Below are 17,779 nucleotides of genomic sequence, written 5' to 3'. Positions count from 1 at the left end.
TGGGTTTGCTGTCTCACGCTGACTTACCTACCTGTTTCCGTCATGACCCAAGCTGCCGCGCCCGCCCGTCCCCCCATGCTGACCATGGCCCAGGCTCTCGAAGCCTTGCTGGCCGGCGCCAGCCCTCTCGCCGAGTCCGAGCGCATCGCCACGCTGGACGCCAACGGGCGCGTGCTGGCCGTGCCGGTATCGAGCACGCTGGACGTGCCGCCGGCCGACAATACATCGATGGACGGCTACGCCGTGCGAAGTGCCGACGTGACCGCGCCGGGCGCGCGGCTGCGGGTGGCCCAGCGCATTCCCGCCGGCCATGTCGGCACGGCGCTGGCGGCCGGCACGGCTGCCCGCATCTTCACCGGTGGCCTGATCCCGCCGGGGGCGGACGCGGTGGTGATGCAGGAACAGTGCGTGGCGGAAGGCGACGATGTGATCGTCAATCACGCGCCGCAACCGGGCGAGTGGATCCGCCGGGCCGGCGAGGACATCCGCGCCGGCAGCGTGATCCTGCCAGCCGGCACGCGGCTCACACCGCAAGCGCTGGGGCTGGCCGCCTCGGTAGGGCAGGCGGCGCTGGACGTTGTGCGGCGCATCAAGGTGGCGGTGTTCTTTACCGGCGACGAACTGGCCATGCCGGGCGAGCCGCTCAAGCCCGGTGCCATCTACAACTCCAACCGCTTCACGCTGCGCGGACTGCTGGAAAACCTGGGGTGCGAGGTCAGCGATTTCGGCATCGTGCCCGACACCCTGGCCGCCACGCGCGACACCCTGCGCCGGGCCGCCGATGGGCATGACCTGATCATCACCTCCGGCGGCGTCTCCGTGGGCGAGGAAGACCACATCAAGCCGGCCGTGGAGGCGGAAGGGCGGCTCAACCTGTGGCAGATCGCCATCAAGCCGGGCAAGCCGCTGGCCTTCGGCGAGGTAGCGCGCGGCGATCAGGCGCCGGCCTGTTTCCTGGGCCTGCCGGGCAATCCGGTCTCCAGCTTCGTGACGTTCCTGCTGTTCGTGCGGCCCTTTATCCTGCGGCTGCAGGGCGTGCAGAACGTGTTGCCGCGCCGGCTGCCGCTGCGTGCCGATTTCGACCTGCGCAAGGGCGACCGCCGCAATGAGTTCCTGCGCGTGCGTGTCAACCAGGCCGGCGGGCTCGACCTGTTTCCCAACCAGAGTTCGGGGGTGCTGACCTCCACCGTGTGGGGCGACGGCCTGGTCGACAATCCGCCCAACCAGGCGATCGCGCGGGGCGACACCGTGCAGTACATCGCTTTCGACGGCCTGCTGGCATGAGGAGCGAGACCGCCATGCATATCGAGTTGCGTTTTTTTGCCAGCGTGCGCGAGCAGCTGGGCCTGGGACAGGAACGGGTCGAGGTGCCCCCGGCGGTGGCCACCGTTGCGGACCTGCGGCGGTGGCTGGGCGCCCGCGGCGGTGCGTGGGCCGAGGTGCTGGCTGAAGGCCGGGCCTTGCGCATGGCCGTGGACCATGAGGTGGCGAGCGCTGACAGCATGCTGGCCGACGGCTGCGAAGTGGCGTTTTTCCCGCCGGTGACCGGAGGCTGACATGAGCGTCAGAGTGCAGCGCGAGGATTTCGACCTGGGCGCGGAGGTAGCGGCATTGCGCCACGGCCAGCCGGGCGTGGGCGCGGTGGCCAGTTTCATCGGCACCGTGCGAGACATGAACGACGGCAGCGCGGTCAGCGCGATGGAACTGGAACACTATCCCGGCATGACCGAAAAGGCGCTGGCGCGGATCGAAGCCGTTGCGCGTGAGCGCTGGGAACTGCTCGGCGTCACCATCGTGCATCGGGTCGGCCCCCTGCTGCCGCTGGACCAGATCGTGCTGGTGGCGGTGGCCTCCGCGCATCGCGGCAATGCGTTTGCCGCCTGCGAGTTCATCATGGATTACCTCAAGTCCGAAGCGCCGTTCTGGAAAAAGGAACAGACGCCGGAGGGCGCGCGCTGGGTCGACGCGCGGGTGACCGATGAGTCCGCGCTGGCGCGCTGGGGCATTCGCTCGCTGAATGCCAGCGGCGAGGCGCCGGAAGGCAGCGCCACCCCGGTGCGGGCGGAAGACACGGGCATCAAGCACTGATGGGCGGGCTCGGTTTTGTTGCGGTCGGGGTCGGTGCCGCGATGGGGGCCTGGCTGCGCTGGGTGTTCTCGGTCCTGTGGAATGCGGCCAACCCGGCGCTGCCCTATGGCACGCTGACGGCCAACCTGGTGGGCGGTTACCTGATCGGCCTGGCGGCAGGATTCTTTGGCGCGCACGCGGATCTGTCGCCCGAATGGCGCCTGCTGGCCGTGACCGGCTTCCTGGGTGGCCTGACCACCTTTTCCACCTTCTCCAGCGAGGTTGTCGCCAACCTGATGGCGGGCGACTATGGCTGGGCGGCGGTTCACCTGGCCGCGCATCTTGGTGGCTCGCTGCTGCTGACCGCGCTGGGCTTGTGGACCTACCGGCTGCTGGCCTGAAGGTAGCGGCTCATGGCGCCGGCGCAGCCGGCAAGCCAGGCCAGTCAAGCATCCCAAGCAAGGCTGTGTTGAAGGCCGCCGGCCGCTCCATATGTGGGGCATGGCCGGTGCCATCGACGGTGGCAAGGCGCGCGGCCGGTTGCAGTGCCAGTGTGGCCAGGCCCACGGCCGGCGCATAGAGTCGGCTGTGCTGCCCGACCAGGTGGAATAAGGGAAGGCGAGCCTGGCACAACGCCGGGCGATAGTCCTGGCGCGCCATGTCTTCCCACAGCGCGGCGAGCGCGTCCGGCGCGCACTGCCGCATCATGCCGGTGATGCGGCCTGATTGCGCCGCATCGGGTTCGCTGCCGGCGGACCAGAGTCCGGCGCGCACCGAATCGATCAGGCTGGGCCAGTCCTTGCGCACGTGCATGGCCATTCTTGCGGCCTGGACCCTGTCGTAGCATCCGTGAAGGCCGTGCGGCCATTCCGCGTCGCCGACCAGGCGCGGCGTCATGTCGATGGCGCCGATGGCGGCCAGCGGCAGCGCGGGATGGCCGCGCATCAGTTCCCAGGCCACCATCGCCCCCATCGACCATCCGACCACCACGACGTCCCGCAGGCCCAGGTGCCCGATCAGCGCTGCCGCGTCCGCGGCCAGTCGCGCAATGCTGGCTTGCCCCGCATGCGGCAGCGCAGCAGACAAGCCGTGTCCGGCGTGGTCGGGGGCGATTACGCGATAGCCGAGTCGCGCCAGCGCGCGCTGGCCGTCGAAGGCTTCGCCGGATAGCGACCACCCGTGCAGGAGCAGCAACGCTTGCCCGCTGCCCGTCTCCCGCCAGCCTGGCCGGGCCGCGCTGGCGGTGTGGACGGCGAAGGCCGGAGCAAGGCCGGCTGGCTCATCTTGCGTGGCAGGTGCCGTGTGAGAAGCATCCAATGGCGATGGTTCCAGTCGATGTGGTGGCTTGCCAGGGGGGGGCGTGCCCATGTTCCCCCGGGAGGGCGGGGCTCCGGGTAAGCGATGTATTGACATTCGGATCGCTAACTTTATATCATGAAACATGAATCAGCTATCATGTTTTGAGGTTGTCCGGAGGGCGCGGCTGCCGCGGTGCAAAACCGCGATGTAGCCGCCGAACTTCCGGCCTGACCAGTCACTGCGGAGCCCCGATGTCCCTCACCGAATCCGGCGTAAGCCAGCCCAAGACCGCACGCGGCCAGAAGACCCGCGAAGCGCTGCTGCGCGCCGCCGAAAAGGTGTTCGGCGAGAAGGGCTACTACGTGGCTTCGATCTCCGAGATCACGCAGGAGGCCGAAGTGGCAATGGGCACCTTCTACCTTTACTTCAAGGACAAGGAAGACATCTTCCGCGCGCTGGTGCAGCACATGCTGGAACTGGTTCGCGCTCACCTGCGCAAGCACGTGGGGCAGGCGCAAACGCAGATCGAGGCCGAGCGGCTCGGGCTCAAGGCGTTCCTTTCCTTCGTTTCGCGCCACAAGAACCTGTACCGCATCGTGCTCGATTCCTACTCGGTCGACGAGACCATCTACAGCAGCTATTTCCAGGTCTTCGCCGACGTCTACAGCCGGCGCCTGGGCAAGGCCGAGGAGCAGGGCGAGATTTCGCCGGGCGATGCCGAAGTGCGGGCGTGGTGCCTGATCGGCATCAGCAACTTCCTCGGTATGCGCTACGCGCTGTGGAAGCGGCCGGCGTCGATGGACAAGGTGGTCGATACCGCCTTCGACATGATCTCTCACGGGTTGGCCGCACGATGAGCGCGCTGGTACTGGTCGAGCGTAGCGGCAGCACGGCAGTGCTGCGGCTCAACCGCGCCGAGCGCCACAACAGCCTGGTGCCAGGGTTGCTGGAGGACTTGCTGGCGGCGCTTGAACGCGTGGAGGCCGATCCGGACGTCCGCGCCGTGGTACTCGGCCATGCCGGCCGGTCGTTTTCCACGGGCGGCGACGTGGGGGCCTTTGCCGCTTTCCCGCCGCAAAGCGCTGAACTGGAACAGTATGCGCAGCGGCTGCTGGGCCTGCTGAACGCCACCATCCTGCGCCTGGCGGCGCTGCGTTGCCCGGTGATCGCTGCGGTGGAGGGCTGGTTGACCGGCGGCGCGCTGGGCCTGGCGCTCGCCTGCGATATGACGGTGCTGGGCGAGGGCGCGCGCATTGCGCCGTACTACACCGTGGTGGGCTTCAGCCCGGACGGTGGCTGGACCGCCATGCTGCCCCAGATGATTGGCGCCGCAAGGGCGCGCGCGATCCAGCTTGAGAACACGACGTTGACCGCGGGGCAAGCCGCCTCGCTGGGCGTGGTCACGCATCTCGCGCCTACCGGCGAAGCCGAGGCCATGGCGCTGTCGCTGGCGGCCGGACTGAAGGACAAGGTAGCCGGCAGCGTGGCGAGTACGCGCGCGTTGCTGCGCTGGGACCCCGAGGTCCTGGCGCACGGCCTCGAGCGAGAGCGCGCGGCGTTTGTGGCGCAGGTGACACGCGCCGAGGCCGCCGCCGGCATGCGCCGCTTCCTGGGCGGCGCGGATGCGGGCTGAAGGAGCGGAGCAATAGGGCGGCCACGGTCAATCGCCGCGATCAGCAGTTATCGAGCAGCATCTCTACTTGCAACAATAAGAGAAACAGAGAAACCCAAAGAGGAGACACAGAATGCAACTCAAGCACCAAGCCGCAGCCGCGTTCGCGCTGGCCGGCCTGCTGGCCGCCGGCGGTACCTTTGCCAAGGACATCCGCATTGCCCACGTCTACGACAAGACAGGGGCGCTGGAAGCCTACGCCAAGCAGACCCAGACCGGGCTGATGATGGGGCTGGACTATGCCACCAACGGCACCATGATGGTCAACGGCAACAAGCTGGTGGTGCTGGAGAAGGATACCCAGGGCAAGCCCGACGTCGCCAAGGCCCAGCTTGCCGCGGCCTATAGCGACGATCGCGCGGACATCGCAGTGGGGCCCACGTCCTCCGGCACCGCGCTGGCGATGCTGCCGGTGGCCGAGGAATACAAGAAGATCCTGCTGGTCGAGCCCGCCGTGGCGGATTCGATCACCGGCGAGAAGTGGAACCGCTATATCTTCCGCACCGGCCGCAACTCGTCCCAGGACGCCATCTCCAACGCGGTGGCGCTGGACAAGCCCGGCGTGCAGATCGCCACGCTGGCGCAGGACTACGCCTTCGGCCGCGACGGCGTGAAGGCTTTCAAGGGCGCGCTCAAGAACGCCAAGATCGTTCACGAGGAATACCTGCCCACCAACACCACGGACTTCACCGCCGGCGCCCAGCGCCTCTTTGATTCGCTCAAGGACAAGCCGGGCCGCAAGATCATCTTCATCATCTGGGCCGGCGCCGGCAATCCGTTCAAGATCGCCGACCTCGACCCCAAGCGCTACGGCATCGAGATCGCCACGGGCGGCAATATCCTGCCCGCCATGAGCAACTACAAGAACTTCCCCGGCATGGAAGGCGCGACGTACTACTACTTCGGCATTCCCAAGAACAAGGCCAACGAGTGGCTGGTATCCAACCACTACACCAAGTTCAAGTCGCCGCCTGACTTCTTTACCGCGGGTGGCATGTCGGCCGGCATCGCGCTGGTCGAGGCGCTCAAGAAGACCAATGGCGACACCAACACCGAGAAGCTGATCGGCGCGATGGAGGGCATGTCGTTCGAGACGCCCAAGGGCAAGATGACGTTCCGCAAGGAAGACCACCAGGCCCTGCAGTCGATGTATCACTTCAAGATCAAGGTCGATCCGGCGTTCGCCTGGGGTGTGCCCGAGCTGATTCGCGAGATCAAGCCGGAGGAGATGAACGTGCCGATCCGCAACAAGCGGTGATGACGGTGGGCGCCTCTTCCATCGACACGACGGCGGCGCTCTCGCGGGCGGTGGCGGAGCCGCCCGCGCTAGAGACGCGCGGCCTCACCATCCGCTTTGGCGGGCATGTGGCGGTCAATGCGGTGTCATGCGCGTTCCGACCGGGCGAGCTGACCTGCATCGTCGGCCCCAACGGGGCTGGCAAGACCACCTATTTCAACCTGATCTCGGGCCAGTTGCCGCCCACCGCCGGGCAGATCCTGCTTGGCGGCGAGGATGTGACGCGGCTGCCGGTGCCACACAAGGCGGCGCGCGGCATTGGCCGGGCTTTCCAGCTGACCAGCCTGTTCCCGAACCTGTCGGTGTTCGAGAATGTGCGGCTGGCGGTGCAGGCGCGGCAACGCATCGGACTGGACCTGTGGTCCGTGTGGAGCGGCAACGGCGCGGTACGCGCCGAGGCAGAGCGCTGTCTCGAACGCGTGGCCATGGCCGACAAGCGCCATTTGCCTGTTGCCTCGCTGCCGCACGGCGACCAGCGCAAGCTGGAGGTGGGCATCCTGCTGGCGCTGCAACCGCGCATCTTCATGTTCGACGAGCCGACCGCCGGCATGAGCGTGGACGAGGTGCCCGTCATCCTGGACCTGATCCAGGAGATCAAGCGCGACAGGAGCAAGACGGTGCTGCTGGTGGAACACAAGATGGATGTGGTGCGCTCGCTGGCCGACCGCATCATCGTGCTGCATAACGGCAACCTCATGGCGGACGGTGACCCGGCCGAGGTGATCGCCTCGCCGATCGTGCAACAGGCTTATCTCGGGATCGGCGCCGCCGACGACGGCGTGCAGGGGGAGGGCAGTCATGGCTGACGGACCGGCAACACCCATCCTGCGCCTGGATGGCGTGCAGACGCATATCGGGCCATATCACATCCTGCACGGCGTGAGCTTTTCGGTGCCGCGCGGCGGCGTGACGATGCTGCTCGGGCGCAATGGCGCCGGCAAGACCACCACGCTGCGCACCATCATGAATCTCTGGCAGGCCAGCGAGGGGCGCATCGCGTTCGACGGCGCGGATATCACGCGCCGCGGCACGCCCGCCATCGCGCAGGCCGGCATCGCCTACGTGCCGGAGAACATGAGCGTGTTCTCCGAGCTGACCGTGGCCGAGAACATGCGCCTGGCCGCGCGCAGCGGCGCCATCGACGGGCAGCGGCTGGATTGGGTATTCCGCATGTTTCCCGCGCTGAAGATTTTCTGGCACCAGCGAGCCGGCGTGTTGTCCGGCGGGCAAAAGCAGATGCTGTCGGTGGCGCGGGCCATTATCGAGCCGCGCAAGCTGCTGATCGTCGACGAGCCGACCAAGGGCCTGGCGCCGGCCATCATCCAGAACATGATCACGGTCTTCCGCGAGCTCAAGCAGACAGACGTGTCGATCCTGCTGGTGGAGCAGAACTTCCACATGGCCAGGTCGGTGGGGGATACGGTCGCCGTGATGGATGACGGGCGCGTGGTGCATACGGGCAACATGGCTGAGCTGGCAGGGGACGAGGCCTTGCAGCAGCGGCTGCTGGGTTTGTCGCTGGCGGCGCATCAGTAGCGCCGGGCGCGGCATGAAGCGCGGTGGCAAGTGCCGCCGCCCGTGGCGGGCCATCAAGGCCTTCACGCAATCAAACAAGAATCGTCAGGACCGAGACAATGACGAGTACAAGCTCCTTACCCACCACGCCGGCGGCGCCGGCCGACCTCCCCAGGGTCCGGCTCGACTGGACGCCGCTGGCGCTGGCCCCGCTGCTGATGCTGCTGGCCTATCCCCTGATCGGCAGTGGCTCGACCTGGCTCACCCTGACCATTGCCGGCCTTGCCATGGGCATGATCGTGTTCGTGGTGTCCTCGGGGCTGACGCTGGTGTTCGGCCTGATGGACGTCCTCAACTTCGGCCACGGTGCGTTCATCGCGCTGGGCGCCTACGTGGCGGCGTCGGTGCTGCTGCCGCTGGGCGCCTGGGTGGAGGCCGACAGCCTGGCGCTCAACCTGGCCGTGTTTGGCCTCGCCATCGGAGCGGCGATGGTGGCGGCGGGCGCGATCGGCTTCCTGTTCGAGCGCATCGTGGTGCGCCCGGTCTACGGCCAGCACCTGAAGCAGATCCTGATCACCATGGGCGGGATGATCGTGGCGGAGCAACTGATCAAGGCCATCTGGGGCGCCGAAACCATCGCGCTGCAGGTGCCCACCACCTTCCGCGGCGCGGTCTTGCTGGGCGATGCGGCGATCGAGAAATACCGCCTGATCGCCGTGGTGCTCGGGCTGGTGATCTTCGTCTCCATGGTGCTGGTGCTCAACCGTACCCGCATTGGCCTGTTGATCCGCGCCGGCGTGGAAAACCGCGAGATGGTGGAGTCACTCGGCTATCGCATCCGCCGCCTGTTTATCGGCGTGTTCGTGGTGGGTGCCGGCCTGGCCGGGATGGGCGGCGTGCTGTGGGGCCTGTACCAGCAGAACATCACCGCCGCCATCGGCGCCCAGGTCAATGTGCTGATCTTTATCGTCATCATCATCGGCGGGCTTGGCTCCACCACCGGCTGCTTCGTCGGCGCCTTGCTGGTCGGGCTGATGGCCAACTACACCGGCTTCCTGTTTCCCAAGGTAGCGCTGTTCTCGAACATCCTGCTGATGGTAATGATCCTGCTGTGGCGTCCGCAGGGCCTGTACCCGGTAGCCAAGCGCTGAGCGCCGAGGAAAACCATGATCCGATTGCTTTCCGGCGACCTGCCAAGAAGCCGAGTGCTCACCGTCATCCTGGTGGCGATGCTGCTGGCGCTGGCCTGTGCGCCGTTCCTGTTTCCCGGCGCGCGCGCGCTCAACATGGCGGCCAAGATCTGCATCTTCGTGGTGCTGGTGGCCAGCTACGACCTGCTGCTCGGCTATACCGGCATCGTCTCCTTTGCCCATACCATGTTCTTCGGCATCGGCGGCTATGGCGTGGCGATCGCCATGTCGCGGCTCGATCCGGGGTGGGGCGCGCTGGCGCTCGGCACGCTGGGCGCGCTGGCGGTGTCGATGGCGCTGGCCTTCCTGATCGGGCTGTTCTCGCTGCGGGTCAGGGCCATCTTCTTCGCCATGATCACGCTGGCGGTGGCGACCGCCTTCGCCACGCTGGTATCGCAGTTGTCGGAATGGACCGGCGGCGAGGATGGCATCACCTTCAAGGTGCCGGAGGTCTTCACGCCAGGCTTTACGCTGGGAGACGCCGAGTGGTTCGGCGTGCCGCTCAACGGCAAGCTGTTCTCCTACTACTTCGTGTTCGCCGGCGCGCTGGTGCTGTTCCTGCTGCTGTTGCGCGTGGTCAACTCGCCGTTCGGCCGGGTGCTGCAGGCGATCCGCGAGAACGATTTCCGCGCCGAGGCGATCGGCTACCGCACCGTGGTGTACCGGACCGTGTCCACCGTGCTGTCGGCCGGGTTCGCCACGCTGGCCGGCGTGCTGATGGCGCTCTGGCTGCGCTACAACGGGCCCGATACTTCGTTGTCGTTCGAGATCATGGTCGACATCCTGCTGATCGTGGTGATCGGCGGCATGGGGACACTGTACGGCGCCATCATCGGGACCACGCTGTTCCTGGTGGCGCAAACCTACCTGCAGGATGTGATGAAGCTGGCCAGCGAGGCCACCACGGCCGTGCCGCTGCTCTCGGGGCTGCTGCATCCGGACCGCTGGCTGTTGTGGCTCGGCCTGCTGTTCATCCTCAGCGTGTACTACTTCCCGCAAGGCATCGTTGGCCGCCTGCGCGGCGATCGCTCCGAGCACGAGGTAGCGTCGTAGCGCTTTGCGACCGGTGCCGGACCATGCGGCAAATATTAACAAGCACGATAAGAAGCGCTATAACAAAGACACCGACAAGCGGAGATCCAGGACCATGTATGTAGTCGACTGGCTGCACAAGAACGCTCTGCACACGCCGGACAAGGTGGCGCTGGTCGACGTGGAGAGCGGCCGCAAGGTGACCTACCGGCAGTTCGACGAACGTGCCAGCCGCTTCGCCGAGTACCTGGGCGAGCGGTTGCAGCTGGCGCCTGGCGCCCGCGTGGCCGTGCTGGCCCACAACAGCTCCGATTATTTCGAGATGCTCTACGGCTGCGCCAAGGCCGGCATGGTGATGGTCTGCCTGAACTGGCGCCTGCCGGCGGCGGAATTGTTGCCCATCCTGCGCGACTGCGCGCCCGACGTGCTGGTGGCCGGCGATGGCTTCCTGGCTACCGCCGCGGACTTGAGCAGCGCGCTGCCCCTGCGCGCGGTCCTGCACCTGGCCGACGACGAGAGCGCCGATGTGCCGGGAGGCTGGATGGAGTATGAAGCGATGCTGGCCGGCAGTTCGGGCCGCATCATCGAGATGCCTTGCCGCGACGAGCACGAGGTCTGGCACCTGCTATATACCTCGGGCACCACTGGCCGTCCCAAGGGCGTGATACAGACCTATGGCATGGTCTTCTTCAATGCCGTCAACGCCATGCTGGCCAACAAGATCACGCGCGACGACGTGTTCCTCAATGTGCTGCCGTTCTTCCATACGGGCGGGCTGAACCTGTATGCCAACCCGGTGCTCCATGCCGGCGGCACCGTGCATATCATGCGGCAGTTCGATGCCGCGGTCACGCTGGGCAAGCTCGATGCCGGCGCCGGCGAGGGCATCACCATGTTCTTTGCCGTGCCCGCGGTCTATCTCTTCCTGAGCCAGCATGCCGGCTTCGCGGCGGCGGATTTTTCGCGGGTGCGCAATATGTCCGCGGGCGGCTCGGCGGTGCCGCGGCCTTTGCTGGAGGCCTACCTGGCCAAGGGCGTGACGATCTGCTTCGGCTTCGGCATGACCGAGACCGGTCCCACCGTGTTTGTCTGCGACGAAGCCACCGCGCGCCGCAAGATCGGCACCATCGGCAAGCCGGTGGGCTCGATGCTGACACGGGTGGTGGATGCGCACGGCCGCGACGTGGCGCCCGGCGAGCGCGGCGAGTTGCTGATCAAGGGGCCGGGCGTCACGCCGGGCTACTGGCACCTGCCGCAGGCCACCGATGCCGCCATTCGCGGCGGCTGGCTGCATTCCGGCGACATCGCCTACATGGATGAGGAGGGCGATTACTACATCGTCGACCGCGCCAAGGACATGTTTATTTCCGGTGGCGAGAACGTCTATCCCGCCGAAGTGGAAAACGTGCTGTTCCAGCTTGCCGGGGTGTCCGAGGCGGCCGTCATCGGCGTGCCGGACGCGCGCTGGGGCGAAGTCGGCATGGCCCTGGTGGTGGCCAGGCCAGGCGTGGCGCTCGATGCTGAAGGGGTGCTCGCGCATTGCCGCGCGGCGCTGGCAGGCTACAAGGTGCCGCGCCACGTCCGGATCATCGAGGCGCTGCCGCGCACGCCGTCCGGCAAGGTGGAAAAACACAAGTTGCGCGCGCGTTTCCAGGCGCAATGAGGCGGCGGCCAGCGCCTGTCGCCGCGCAGTTCGATGTCATGCAGTTGCTGTCTTGTGAAATTCTCGTCTCTGTAATTCTCGTTTCTGTATTGCGTTCCGATAGATCAAGCATGCAAAAGGGGGTCAACATGTTGCGCGGACTTGCAGGGCATGGCGGTAGGTGCGGACGCGGAGGGCGCCTGGCGCTGGCAGGCGCGGCAGGCCTGCTGCTGGTGGCATGCGGCTCGAGCGACAACAATGCGAACAACGGCAATCCCAATCCCAATCCCAAGCCGGCGAATATCGGTGCGGTAGCGATTACGACCTACGACGGCAACACCGACGACCTGCTCACCGCCGGTCTTGGCAAGGACGGCCTGGGCTCGGCCACGGCGCCGGTGCCGCTGAACCCCGCGGCGCCCACGGCGGCCGAGTTGCGCCGCTATGCCATCTATACCAACTACCGCGCGCTGGTGGATATCACGGTGGGCGGTGGCTATGGCAGCCTGTATGGCCCCAACGTGGACGCGCAGGGCAATGTCACCAGCGGGCAGGGGAAGGTCGCCGGGCGCGAGTACCTGGCCTTCTCGGACGATGGCAGCGGCCAGCAGAATGTGACGATGCTGGTGCAGATTCCCGACAGTTTCAACGTGGCCAAGCCCTGCCTGATCACGGCCACCTCGTCCGGCTCGCGGGGCGTCTACGGCGCGATTTCCACTGGCGAGTGGGCGCTCAAGCGCGGCTGCGCCGTCGCCTATACGGACAAGGGCACCGGTGCCGCGCCGCACGACCTGGATACCGACACCGTGCCGCTGATCGACGGCACGCGAGCCAACCGTACCGCCGCCGGCACCAGCGCGCAGTTCGCCGCCCCGTTCCCGAATACCAGCCTGGCCGCCTTCAATGCGCTGGCGCCGCACCGGCTCGCGTTCAAGCACGCCCATTCGCAGCGCAATCCCGAGAAGGACTGGGGCACCTTCACGCTGCAGGCCGCCGAATTCGCGATCTGGGCCATCAATGACCGGTTTGGCACGGTGGCCTCCGATGGCACGCGCCAGCGCAGCTTCGGCCCCGACAAGATCGTTGTCATCGCGTCCAGCGTCTCCAATGGCGGTGGCGCGGCCGTCGCCGCGGCGGAGCAGGATACCCAGGGCCTGATCGACGGCGTGGCGGTGGCCGAGCCGAATCTCAACCTGCCCGCCAACACCGGGGTGATCGTCACGCGCGGTGGGGTGCCGGTCAGCAAGTCGGGGCTTGTGCTGTATGACTACACCACCACGGCCAACCTGATGCAACTTTGCACCTCGCAGGCGACCGCGCTGGTGAATGCGCCGGGCGTGGCCTTGTATGCATTGCCCGCCGTCGGGCTCGTGCAACCGGCGCTCAACCGCTGCCAGTCGCTGGCCAATGCCGGGCTGGTCACTGGGGCCGACGGGGCCAGCCGGGCTGCCGATGCGTTGCAGAAGCTGCATGATGCCGGCTGGGAGTCGGATTCCGACGCGCTCCATCCGTCGCTTGCCCTTTTTGAGGTGGCCAGTGCGGTATCCGTGACATTTGCCAACGCGCTGGCGCGTGCCGCCGTGGCCGACCGTCTGTGCGGCTACAGCTTTGCCGCCACCGGGACGGCGGTGCTGACGCCGGCCACGATCGCGCCGGCCACGCTTAATGTGCTGTATTCGACGGGCAATGGCGTGCCACCGGCGGCCGGCGTGCAACTGATCAACGACAACAACCCCGGCGGGCCACTGCGCGACCTCTATTCCAGATCGCCCGGCACAAGCCTGGCCGATGCCAACCTCGATGGCGCCCGCTGCCTGCGCGCACTGCTGACCGGCGCCGGCACCCAGGCCCAGGCGCTGCAGGCGGGGCTGGCGCAGACGCTGCGCTCGGGCGACCTGCATGGCAAGCCGGCCATCATCGTGCATGGCCGCAGCGATGCGCTGCTGCCGGTCAACCATACCTCGCGGCCCTATCTCGGCTACAACCGGCTCAAGGAGGGCAGCGCCAGCAATCTCTCCTATATGGAAGTCACGAACGGCCAGCACTTCGACAGTTTTATCGGCGCGGTAGCGGGCTATGACAATCGCTATATCCCGCTCCACGTCTACCTGAACCGGGCGCTCGACGCGGTCTACGCCAACCTCACCACCGGCACCGCGCTGCCGCCCTCGCAGGTGGTGCGCACGATCGCGCGCGGCGGCATCTTGTCGCCGGCGCCCACCATTCTGCCCACCAACTTGCCGCCGTTTGCCGCCACCCCGGCCAATGCGGACCGGATTACGGTCATCGGCAGCACCGTAGAGGTACCCAACTGATGAAGGCATCCCGCACGCGCGTCCTGACGCAAGAAGATTTCGACCGCTTCGCTTCGCTCTCGCGCGACGACAATCCCATTCACTGCGACCCGCAGTTCGCCAGGACGACGCATTTCGGCGCGACCGTGGCGCACGGCATGTTCCTGTTTTCGCTGCTGTGCGCGCAGATGCGGCGCAGCAACCCCAGGCCGGTCCTGCCGATCGGGCAGACGCTGATGTTTCCTCGTCCCACCTTCGTCGGCGACGGCGTGGCGGCAGTGCTGGTGCTGAACGACACGCCCGGCCAGGACCGTATCGCCCTGGACACCGAGATCCGCTGCATGCAGCGTGGCCGTAACCGAACGGCAGCTACCGATGAGCAGATTACGGCACATGGAGATGCGATCCTGCTGGTCGACGCAAGTGCCGAAACGCTGGCGCAGGCGCCGCTTGACGAGGCGGACGCCGCCGGGCGCCTTGCCGCCGCGGTGGACGGCGACCGGAGGCTCTATCACCTCAGCGTCGGCCAGGAGGCTTCGGCGGTACGCAGTTTCAGCGCCGGCGATATCGATGAATATGTGGCGTTGACCGACGATGGCAACGCCTTCTATACCGACCCGGTATTTGCCCGCAGCCGCGGCTTCGGGGGCGCCATCGTGCCGCTGCCCCTGCTGGCCGGCATGTTCTCGGACCTGCTGGGCACGCGCTTGCCGGGCCGCGGCACCGGCTGGATGAAACAGTCGCTGCGGCTGCGGTCGCCGGCGCGGCTGGGCGAATTGCTGACCGCCTCGGTGCGGATCGTGCGCCTGCGCGGCGACAAGGATCTGGTCAACCTGGCCACCATCGTCACCGGGGACGATGGCCGCGTGGTGCTGGCCGGCGAAGCCCTGGTGCTGGTGCGCAACCTGGAAGACAAGCGGACGCTCGCGGCCGCGTGAAATGCGCGGGAGGGAACAGGTCGCAACGTATTTCCTGCGCCACATCAATGGCCCTGCAGTCAGGCCTTGAAATGTAGGCGCAAAGCCTTATCTTTCGATCAGACATCCAGTGTCCGGCCCGCGTGGCGGGATCGGCANCCGGCCCGGGTGGCGGGATCGGCAGGCCGGGGCGCAGACGCCCCGCCTTCCGCATCGGGACACTCATCCGAAAAAAGAGGGCTCCTAAATGCGACTTGACAAACTCACTACCCGATTCCAGGAAGCGCTGGCCGATGCCCAGAGCCTGGCGATCGGCAACGACAACCAATATATCGACCCGCTGCACGTGCTGCGCGCCTTGCTGGCGCAGAACGACGGCGCCGCCCGCGCGCTGCTGTCGCGCGCCGGCGTCAACGTCGGCGGCCTGACCACCGCGCTCGATGCCGCCATCAAGCGCTTGCCGCAGGTTCAGGGCACCAGCGAGGTCCAGGTCGGGCGCGAGCTTAACGCGCTCTTCAACGCCACCGAGAAGGAAGCCATCAAGCGTGGCGACCAGTTCATCGCCAGCGAACTGTTCCTGCTCGCCGTGGCTGACGACAAAGGCGAGGCCGGCCGCGTCGCCCGCGAGAACGGCCTGGCGCGCAAGTCGCTCGAGACCGCCATCGAAGCCGTGCGCGGCGGCGATTCGGTCAACAGCGCCGACGCCGAGACCCAGCGCGAGGCACTCAAGAAGTACACCGTGGACCTCACCGAGCGCGCCCGTATCGGCAAGCTCGACCCCGTGATCGGCCGCGACGACGAAATCCGCCGCGCTATCCAGATCCTGCAGCGCCGCACCAAGAACAACCCTGTGCTGATCGGCGAGCCGGGCGTGGGCAAGACCGCCATTGTGGAAGGCCTGGCCCAGCGCATCGTCAATGGCGAAGTGCCGGAAAGCCTGAAGAACAAGCGCGTGCTGGTGCTTGACATGGCGGGCCTGCTGGCCGGCGCCAAGTACCGCGGCGAGTTCGAGGAACGGCTCAAGGCCGTGCTGTCGGATATCGCCAAGGACGAGGGCCAGACCATCGTTTTTATCGACGAACTGCACACCATGGTCGGCGCCGGCAAGGCCGAGGGTGCGATCGACGCGGGCAATATGCTCAAGCCCGCGCTGGCGCGCGGCGAGTTGCACTGCATCGGCGCCACCACGCTGGACGAATACCGCAAGTACATCGAGAAGGATGCCGCGCTGGAGCGCCGCTTCCAGAAGGTGCTGGTCGACGAGCCCAGCGTGGAGGCCACCATCGCCATCCTGCGCGGCTTGCAGGAGAAGTATGAACTGCACCACGGCGTGGAGATCACCGACCCGGCCATCGTCGCCGCGGCGGAGTTGTCGCACCGCTATATCACCGACCGCTTCCTGCCCGACAAGGCGATCGACCTGATCGACGAAGCCGGCGCGCGCATCAAGATGGAAATCGACTCCAAGCCGGAGGTGATGGACAAGCTCGAGCGCCGCACCATCCAGCTCAAGATCGAGCGCGAGGCGGTCAAGCGGGAAACCGACGAAGCCTCCAGGAAGCGTCTCGAACTGATCGAGCAGGAAATCAGCCGCCTGGAGAAGGAGTACGCCGACCTCGAGGAGATCTGGAAGGCCGAGAAGGGTGCCGCCCAGGGCGCGGCCGCGCTCAAGGAAGAGATCGACAAGATCCGCCTGGAGATCACGCGCCTGCAGCGCGAGGGCAAGCTCGACAAGGTAGCCGAGCTGCAGTATGGCAAGCTGCCCGAACTCGAAGGCAAGCTGAAGGCCGCCACCGTGGCCGAGGCCAGCGAGCAGAAGCAGCCCAACAAGCTGCTGCGCACACAGGTTGGCGCCGAGGAAATCGCCGAAGTGGTGAGCCGCGCGACCGGCATCCCTGTGTCGAGGATGATGCAGGGCGAGCGCGAGAAGCTGATCCAGATGGAGGACTACCTGCACCGCCGCGTGGTTGGCCAGGACGAGGCCGTGCGCCTGGTGTCGGACGCCATCCGCCGCTCGCGTGCCGGCCTGTCGGACGAGAACAAGCCTTACGGCTCGTTCCTGTTCCTCGGTCCCACCGGCGTGGGCAAGACCGAGCTGTGCAAGGCGCTGGCCGAGTTCCTGTTCGATTCGCAGGACCACCTGATCCGCATCGACATGAGCGAGTTCATGGAGAAGCACAGCGTGAGCCGGCTGATCGGCGCGCCGCCGGGATACGTGGGCTATGAAGAGGGCGGTTACCTGACCGAGGCCGTGCGCCGCAAGCCGTACAGCGTGATCCTGCTCGACGAAGTCGAGAAGGCCCACCCGGACGTCTTCAACGTGCTGCTGCAGGTGCTGGACGACGGCCGCCTGACCGACGGCCAGGGACGCACAGTGGACTTCAAGAACACGGTGATCGTGATGACCTCCAACCTGGGTTCGCACATCATCCAGGCGATGACAGGCGAGCCGCACGAGGCGGTCAAGGGCGCGGTATGGCAGGAAGTGAAAACGCATTTCCGGCCCGAGTTCCTCAACCGTATCGACGAGGTGGTGGTGTTCCATTCGCTCGACCAGCAACATATCGAGTCGATTGCCCGCATCCAGCTGGAGCGGCTGACGGCACGGCTGGCGCGCATGGACATGACGCTCGAAGTGAGCGAGGCTGCCATCGCCAAGATCGCCAGCGCTGGCTACGATCCGGTGTTCGGGGCGCGTCCGCTCAAGCGCGCGATCCAGCAGCAGATCGAGAACCCGGTGGCGCGCGCCATCCTCGAAGGCAAGTTTGCCGCCAAGGATGTGGTGCCGGTGGATTACCAGGACGGAGAGTTCGTCATTGGTCCGAAGGCCCACTAACGCTCACCCAGGCCCGCC

The 17,779-nt window shown here is 66.7% G+C and carries 16 protein-coding genes; 15 read left to right on the top strand and 1 reads right to left on the bottom strand.

Going from position 1 to position 17,779, the window contains the following annotated elements; all coding sequences use genetic code 11:
• The first annotated feature begins 42 nt into the window (after positions 1-42).
• The 4 genes from glp to crcB are packed head-to-tail and all read left to right on the top strand — an operon-like array spanning position 43 to position 2,468.
• The gene (gene glp / locus CF70_RS27180; protein WP_035872341.1) at positions 43-1,284 is read left to right on the top strand and encodes a gephyrin-like molybdotransferase Glp; all 1,242 of its coding nucleotides are present in this window, start codon (positions 43-45) and stop codon (positions 1,282-1,284) included.
• A 14-nt stretch (positions 1,285-1,298) separates the two neighbouring features.
• Positions 1,299-1,556: a molybdopterin converting factor subunit 1 gene (gene moaD, locus CF70_RS27175; protein ID WP_035872339.1), complete on the top strand. Its 258-nt coding sequence runs from the start codon at positions 1,299-1,301 to the stop codon at positions 1,554-1,556.
• Between the two features lies 1 nt (position 1,557).
• Positions 1,558-2,088 (top strand): molybdopterin synthase catalytic subunit MoaE, encoded by a 531-nt coding sequence (moaE, locus tag CF70_RS27170; RefSeq protein WP_035872337.1) that lies wholly within the window; start codon positions 1,558-1,560, stop codon positions 2,086-2,088.
• Complete coding sequence (gene crcB / locus CF70_RS27165; RefSeq protein WP_035872335.1) at positions 2,088-2,468, top strand: fluoride efflux transporter CrcB; 381 nt, start codon at positions 2,088-2,090, stop codon at positions 2,466-2,468. Before moaE ends, crcB begins: the two co-directional genes overlap by 1 nt.
• 10 nt (positions 2,469-2,478) lie before the next feature.
• On the opposite strand, the gene CF70_RS27160 is transcribed toward crcB, so the two are convergent.
• Positions 2,479-3,384, bottom strand: coding sequence for an alpha/beta fold hydrolase (locus tag CF70_RS27160; protein WP_051649089.1), 906 nt, complete (start codon positions 3,382-3,384; stop codon positions 2,479-2,481).
• Positions 3,385-3,617: 233 nt separating this feature from the next.
• Between CF70_RS27160 and CF70_RS27155 the strand changes: the two genes are divergently transcribed.
• From CF70_RS27155 to clpB, 11 genes are all read left to right on the top strand, one after another.
• Positions 3,618-4,223: a TetR/AcrR family transcriptional regulator gene (locus CF70_RS27155; protein WP_035872334.1), complete on the top strand. Its 606-nt coding sequence runs from the start codon at positions 3,618-3,620 to the stop codon at positions 4,221-4,223.
• Complete coding sequence (locus CF70_RS27150) at positions 4,220-4,999, top strand: enoyl-CoA hydratase/isomerase family protein (RefSeq protein WP_035872329.1); 780 nt, start codon at positions 4,220-4,222, stop codon at positions 4,997-4,999. The genes CF70_RS27155 and CF70_RS27150 overlap by 4 nt, the downstream gene beginning before the upstream one ends.
• A 112-nt stretch (positions 5,000-5,111) precedes the next feature.
• Complete coding sequence (locus CF70_RS27145) at positions 5,112-6,296, top strand: substrate-binding domain-containing protein (protein ID WP_035872326.1); 1,185 nt, start codon at positions 5,112-5,114, stop codon at positions 6,294-6,296.
• The gene (locus CF70_RS27140; RefSeq protein ID WP_081862382.1) at positions 6,296-7,141 is read left to right on the top strand and encodes an ABC transporter ATP-binding protein; all 846 of its coding nucleotides are present in this window, start codon (positions 6,296-6,298) and stop codon (positions 7,139-7,141) included. The genes CF70_RS27145 and CF70_RS27140 overlap by 1 nt, the downstream gene beginning before the upstream one ends.
• Positions 7,134-7,871, top strand: coding sequence for an ABC transporter ATP-binding protein (locus CF70_RS27135; protein ID WP_035872323.1), 738 nt, complete (start codon positions 7,134-7,136; stop codon positions 7,869-7,871). Before CF70_RS27140 ends, CF70_RS27135 begins: the two co-directional genes overlap by 8 nt.
• Positions 7,872-7,969: 98 nt before the next feature.
• Positions 7,970-9,001, top strand: coding sequence for a branched-chain amino acid ABC transporter permease (locus CF70_RS27130; RefSeq protein WP_035872320.1), 1,032 nt, complete (start codon positions 7,970-7,972; stop codon positions 8,999-9,001).
• Positions 9,002-9,016: 15 nt separating this feature from the next.
• Positions 9,017-10,093, top strand: a complete 1,077-nt coding sequence (locus CF70_RS27125) for a branched-chain amino acid ABC transporter permease (protein WP_035872314.1) — start codon at positions 9,017-9,019, stop codon at positions 10,091-10,093.
• 94 nt (positions 10,094-10,187) lie between these two features.
• Positions 10,188-11,735, top strand: a complete 1,548-nt coding sequence (locus tag CF70_RS27120; RefSeq protein WP_035872311.1) for an acyl-CoA synthetase — start codon at positions 10,188-10,190, stop codon at positions 11,733-11,735.
• Positions 11,736-11,863: 128 nt separating this feature from the next.
• Positions 11,864-14,029, top strand: a complete 2,166-nt coding sequence (locus CF70_RS27115; RefSeq protein WP_035872309.1) for a D-(-)-3-hydroxybutyrate oligomer hydrolase — start codon at positions 11,864-11,866, stop codon at positions 14,027-14,029.
• The gene (locus CF70_RS27110) at positions 14,029-14,946 is read left to right on the top strand and encodes a MaoC/PaaZ C-terminal domain-containing protein (protein ID WP_035872305.1); all 918 of its coding nucleotides are present in this window, start codon (positions 14,029-14,031) and stop codon (positions 14,944-14,946) included. Before CF70_RS27115 ends, CF70_RS27110 begins: the two co-directional genes overlap by 1 nt.
• 226 nt (positions 14,947-15,172) lie before the next feature.
• A complete protein-coding gene (gene clpB / locus CF70_RS27105; RefSeq protein ID WP_035872303.1) occupies positions 15,173-17,761 on the top strand; it encodes an ATP-dependent chaperone ClpB in 2,589 nt (862 codons plus the stop codon).
• Positions 17,762-17,779 lie beyond the last annotated feature (18 nt).

Origin of the sequence: Cupriavidus sp. SK-3 (assembly GCF_000611145.1) — a bacterium.
In the GTDB taxonomy this organism is placed as follows: domain Bacteria; phylum Pseudomonadota; class Gammaproteobacteria; order Burkholderiales; family Burkholderiaceae; genus Cupriavidus.
The sequence above is the reverse complement of the archived record's forward strand: the minus strand, read 5'-3'. Positions and strand labels throughout refer to the sequence as shown.

Coding starts and splice junctions, on each gene's coding strand:
- glp (WP_035872341.1), top strand. CDS start 43: ATGACCCAAGCTGCCGCGCCCGCCCGTCCCCCCATGCTGACCATGGCC.
- CF70_RS27120 (WP_035872311.1), top strand. CDS start 10,188: ATGTATGTAGTCGACTGGCTGCACAAGAACGCTCTGCACACGCCGGAC.
- CF70_RS27150 (WP_035872329.1), top strand. CDS start 4,220: ATGAGCGCGCTGGTACTGGTCGAGCGTAGCGGCAGCACGGCAGTGCTG.
- CF70_RS27155 (WP_035872334.1), top strand. CDS start 3,618: ATGTCCCTCACCGAATCCGGCGTAAGCCAGCCCAAGACCGCACGCGGC.
- CF70_RS27125 (WP_035872314.1), top strand. CDS start 9,017: ATGATCCGATTGCTTTCCGGCGACCTGCCAAGAAGCCGAGTGCTCACC.
- CF70_RS27110 (WP_035872305.1), top strand. CDS start 14,029: ATGAAGGCATCCCGCACGCGCGTCCTGACGCAAGAAGATTTCGACCGC.
- CF70_RS27145 (WP_035872326.1), top strand. CDS start 5,112: ATGCAACTCAAGCACCAAGCCGCAGCCGCGTTCGCGCTGGCCGGCCTG.
- moaD (WP_035872339.1), top strand. CDS start 1,299: ATGCATATCGAGTTGCGTTTTTTTGCCAGCGTGCGCGAGCAGCTGGGC.
- moaE (WP_035872337.1), top strand. CDS start 1,558: ATGAGCGTCAGAGTGCAGCGCGAGGATTTCGACCTGGGCGCGGAGGTA.
- clpB (WP_035872303.1), top strand. CDS start 15,173: ATGCGACTTGACAAACTCACTACCCGATTCCAGGAAGCGCTGGCCGAT.
- CF70_RS27130 (WP_035872320.1), top strand. CDS start 7,970: ATGACGAGTACAAGCTCCTTACCCACCACGCCGGCGGCGCCGGCCGAC.
- CF70_RS27115 (WP_035872309.1), top strand. CDS start 11,864: ATGTTGCGCGGACTTGCAGGGCATGGCGGTAGGTGCGGACGCGGAGGG.
- crcB (WP_035872335.1), top strand. CDS start 2,088: ATGGGCGGGCTCGGTTTTGTTGCGGTCGGGGTCGGTGCCGCGATGGGG.
- CF70_RS27135 (WP_035872323.1), top strand. CDS start 7,134: ATGGCTGACGGACCGGCAACACCCATCCTGCGCCTGGATGGCGTGCAG.
- CF70_RS27140 (WP_081862382.1), top strand. CDS start 6,296: ATGACGGTGGGCGCCTCTTCCATCGACACGACGGCGGCGCTCTCGCGG.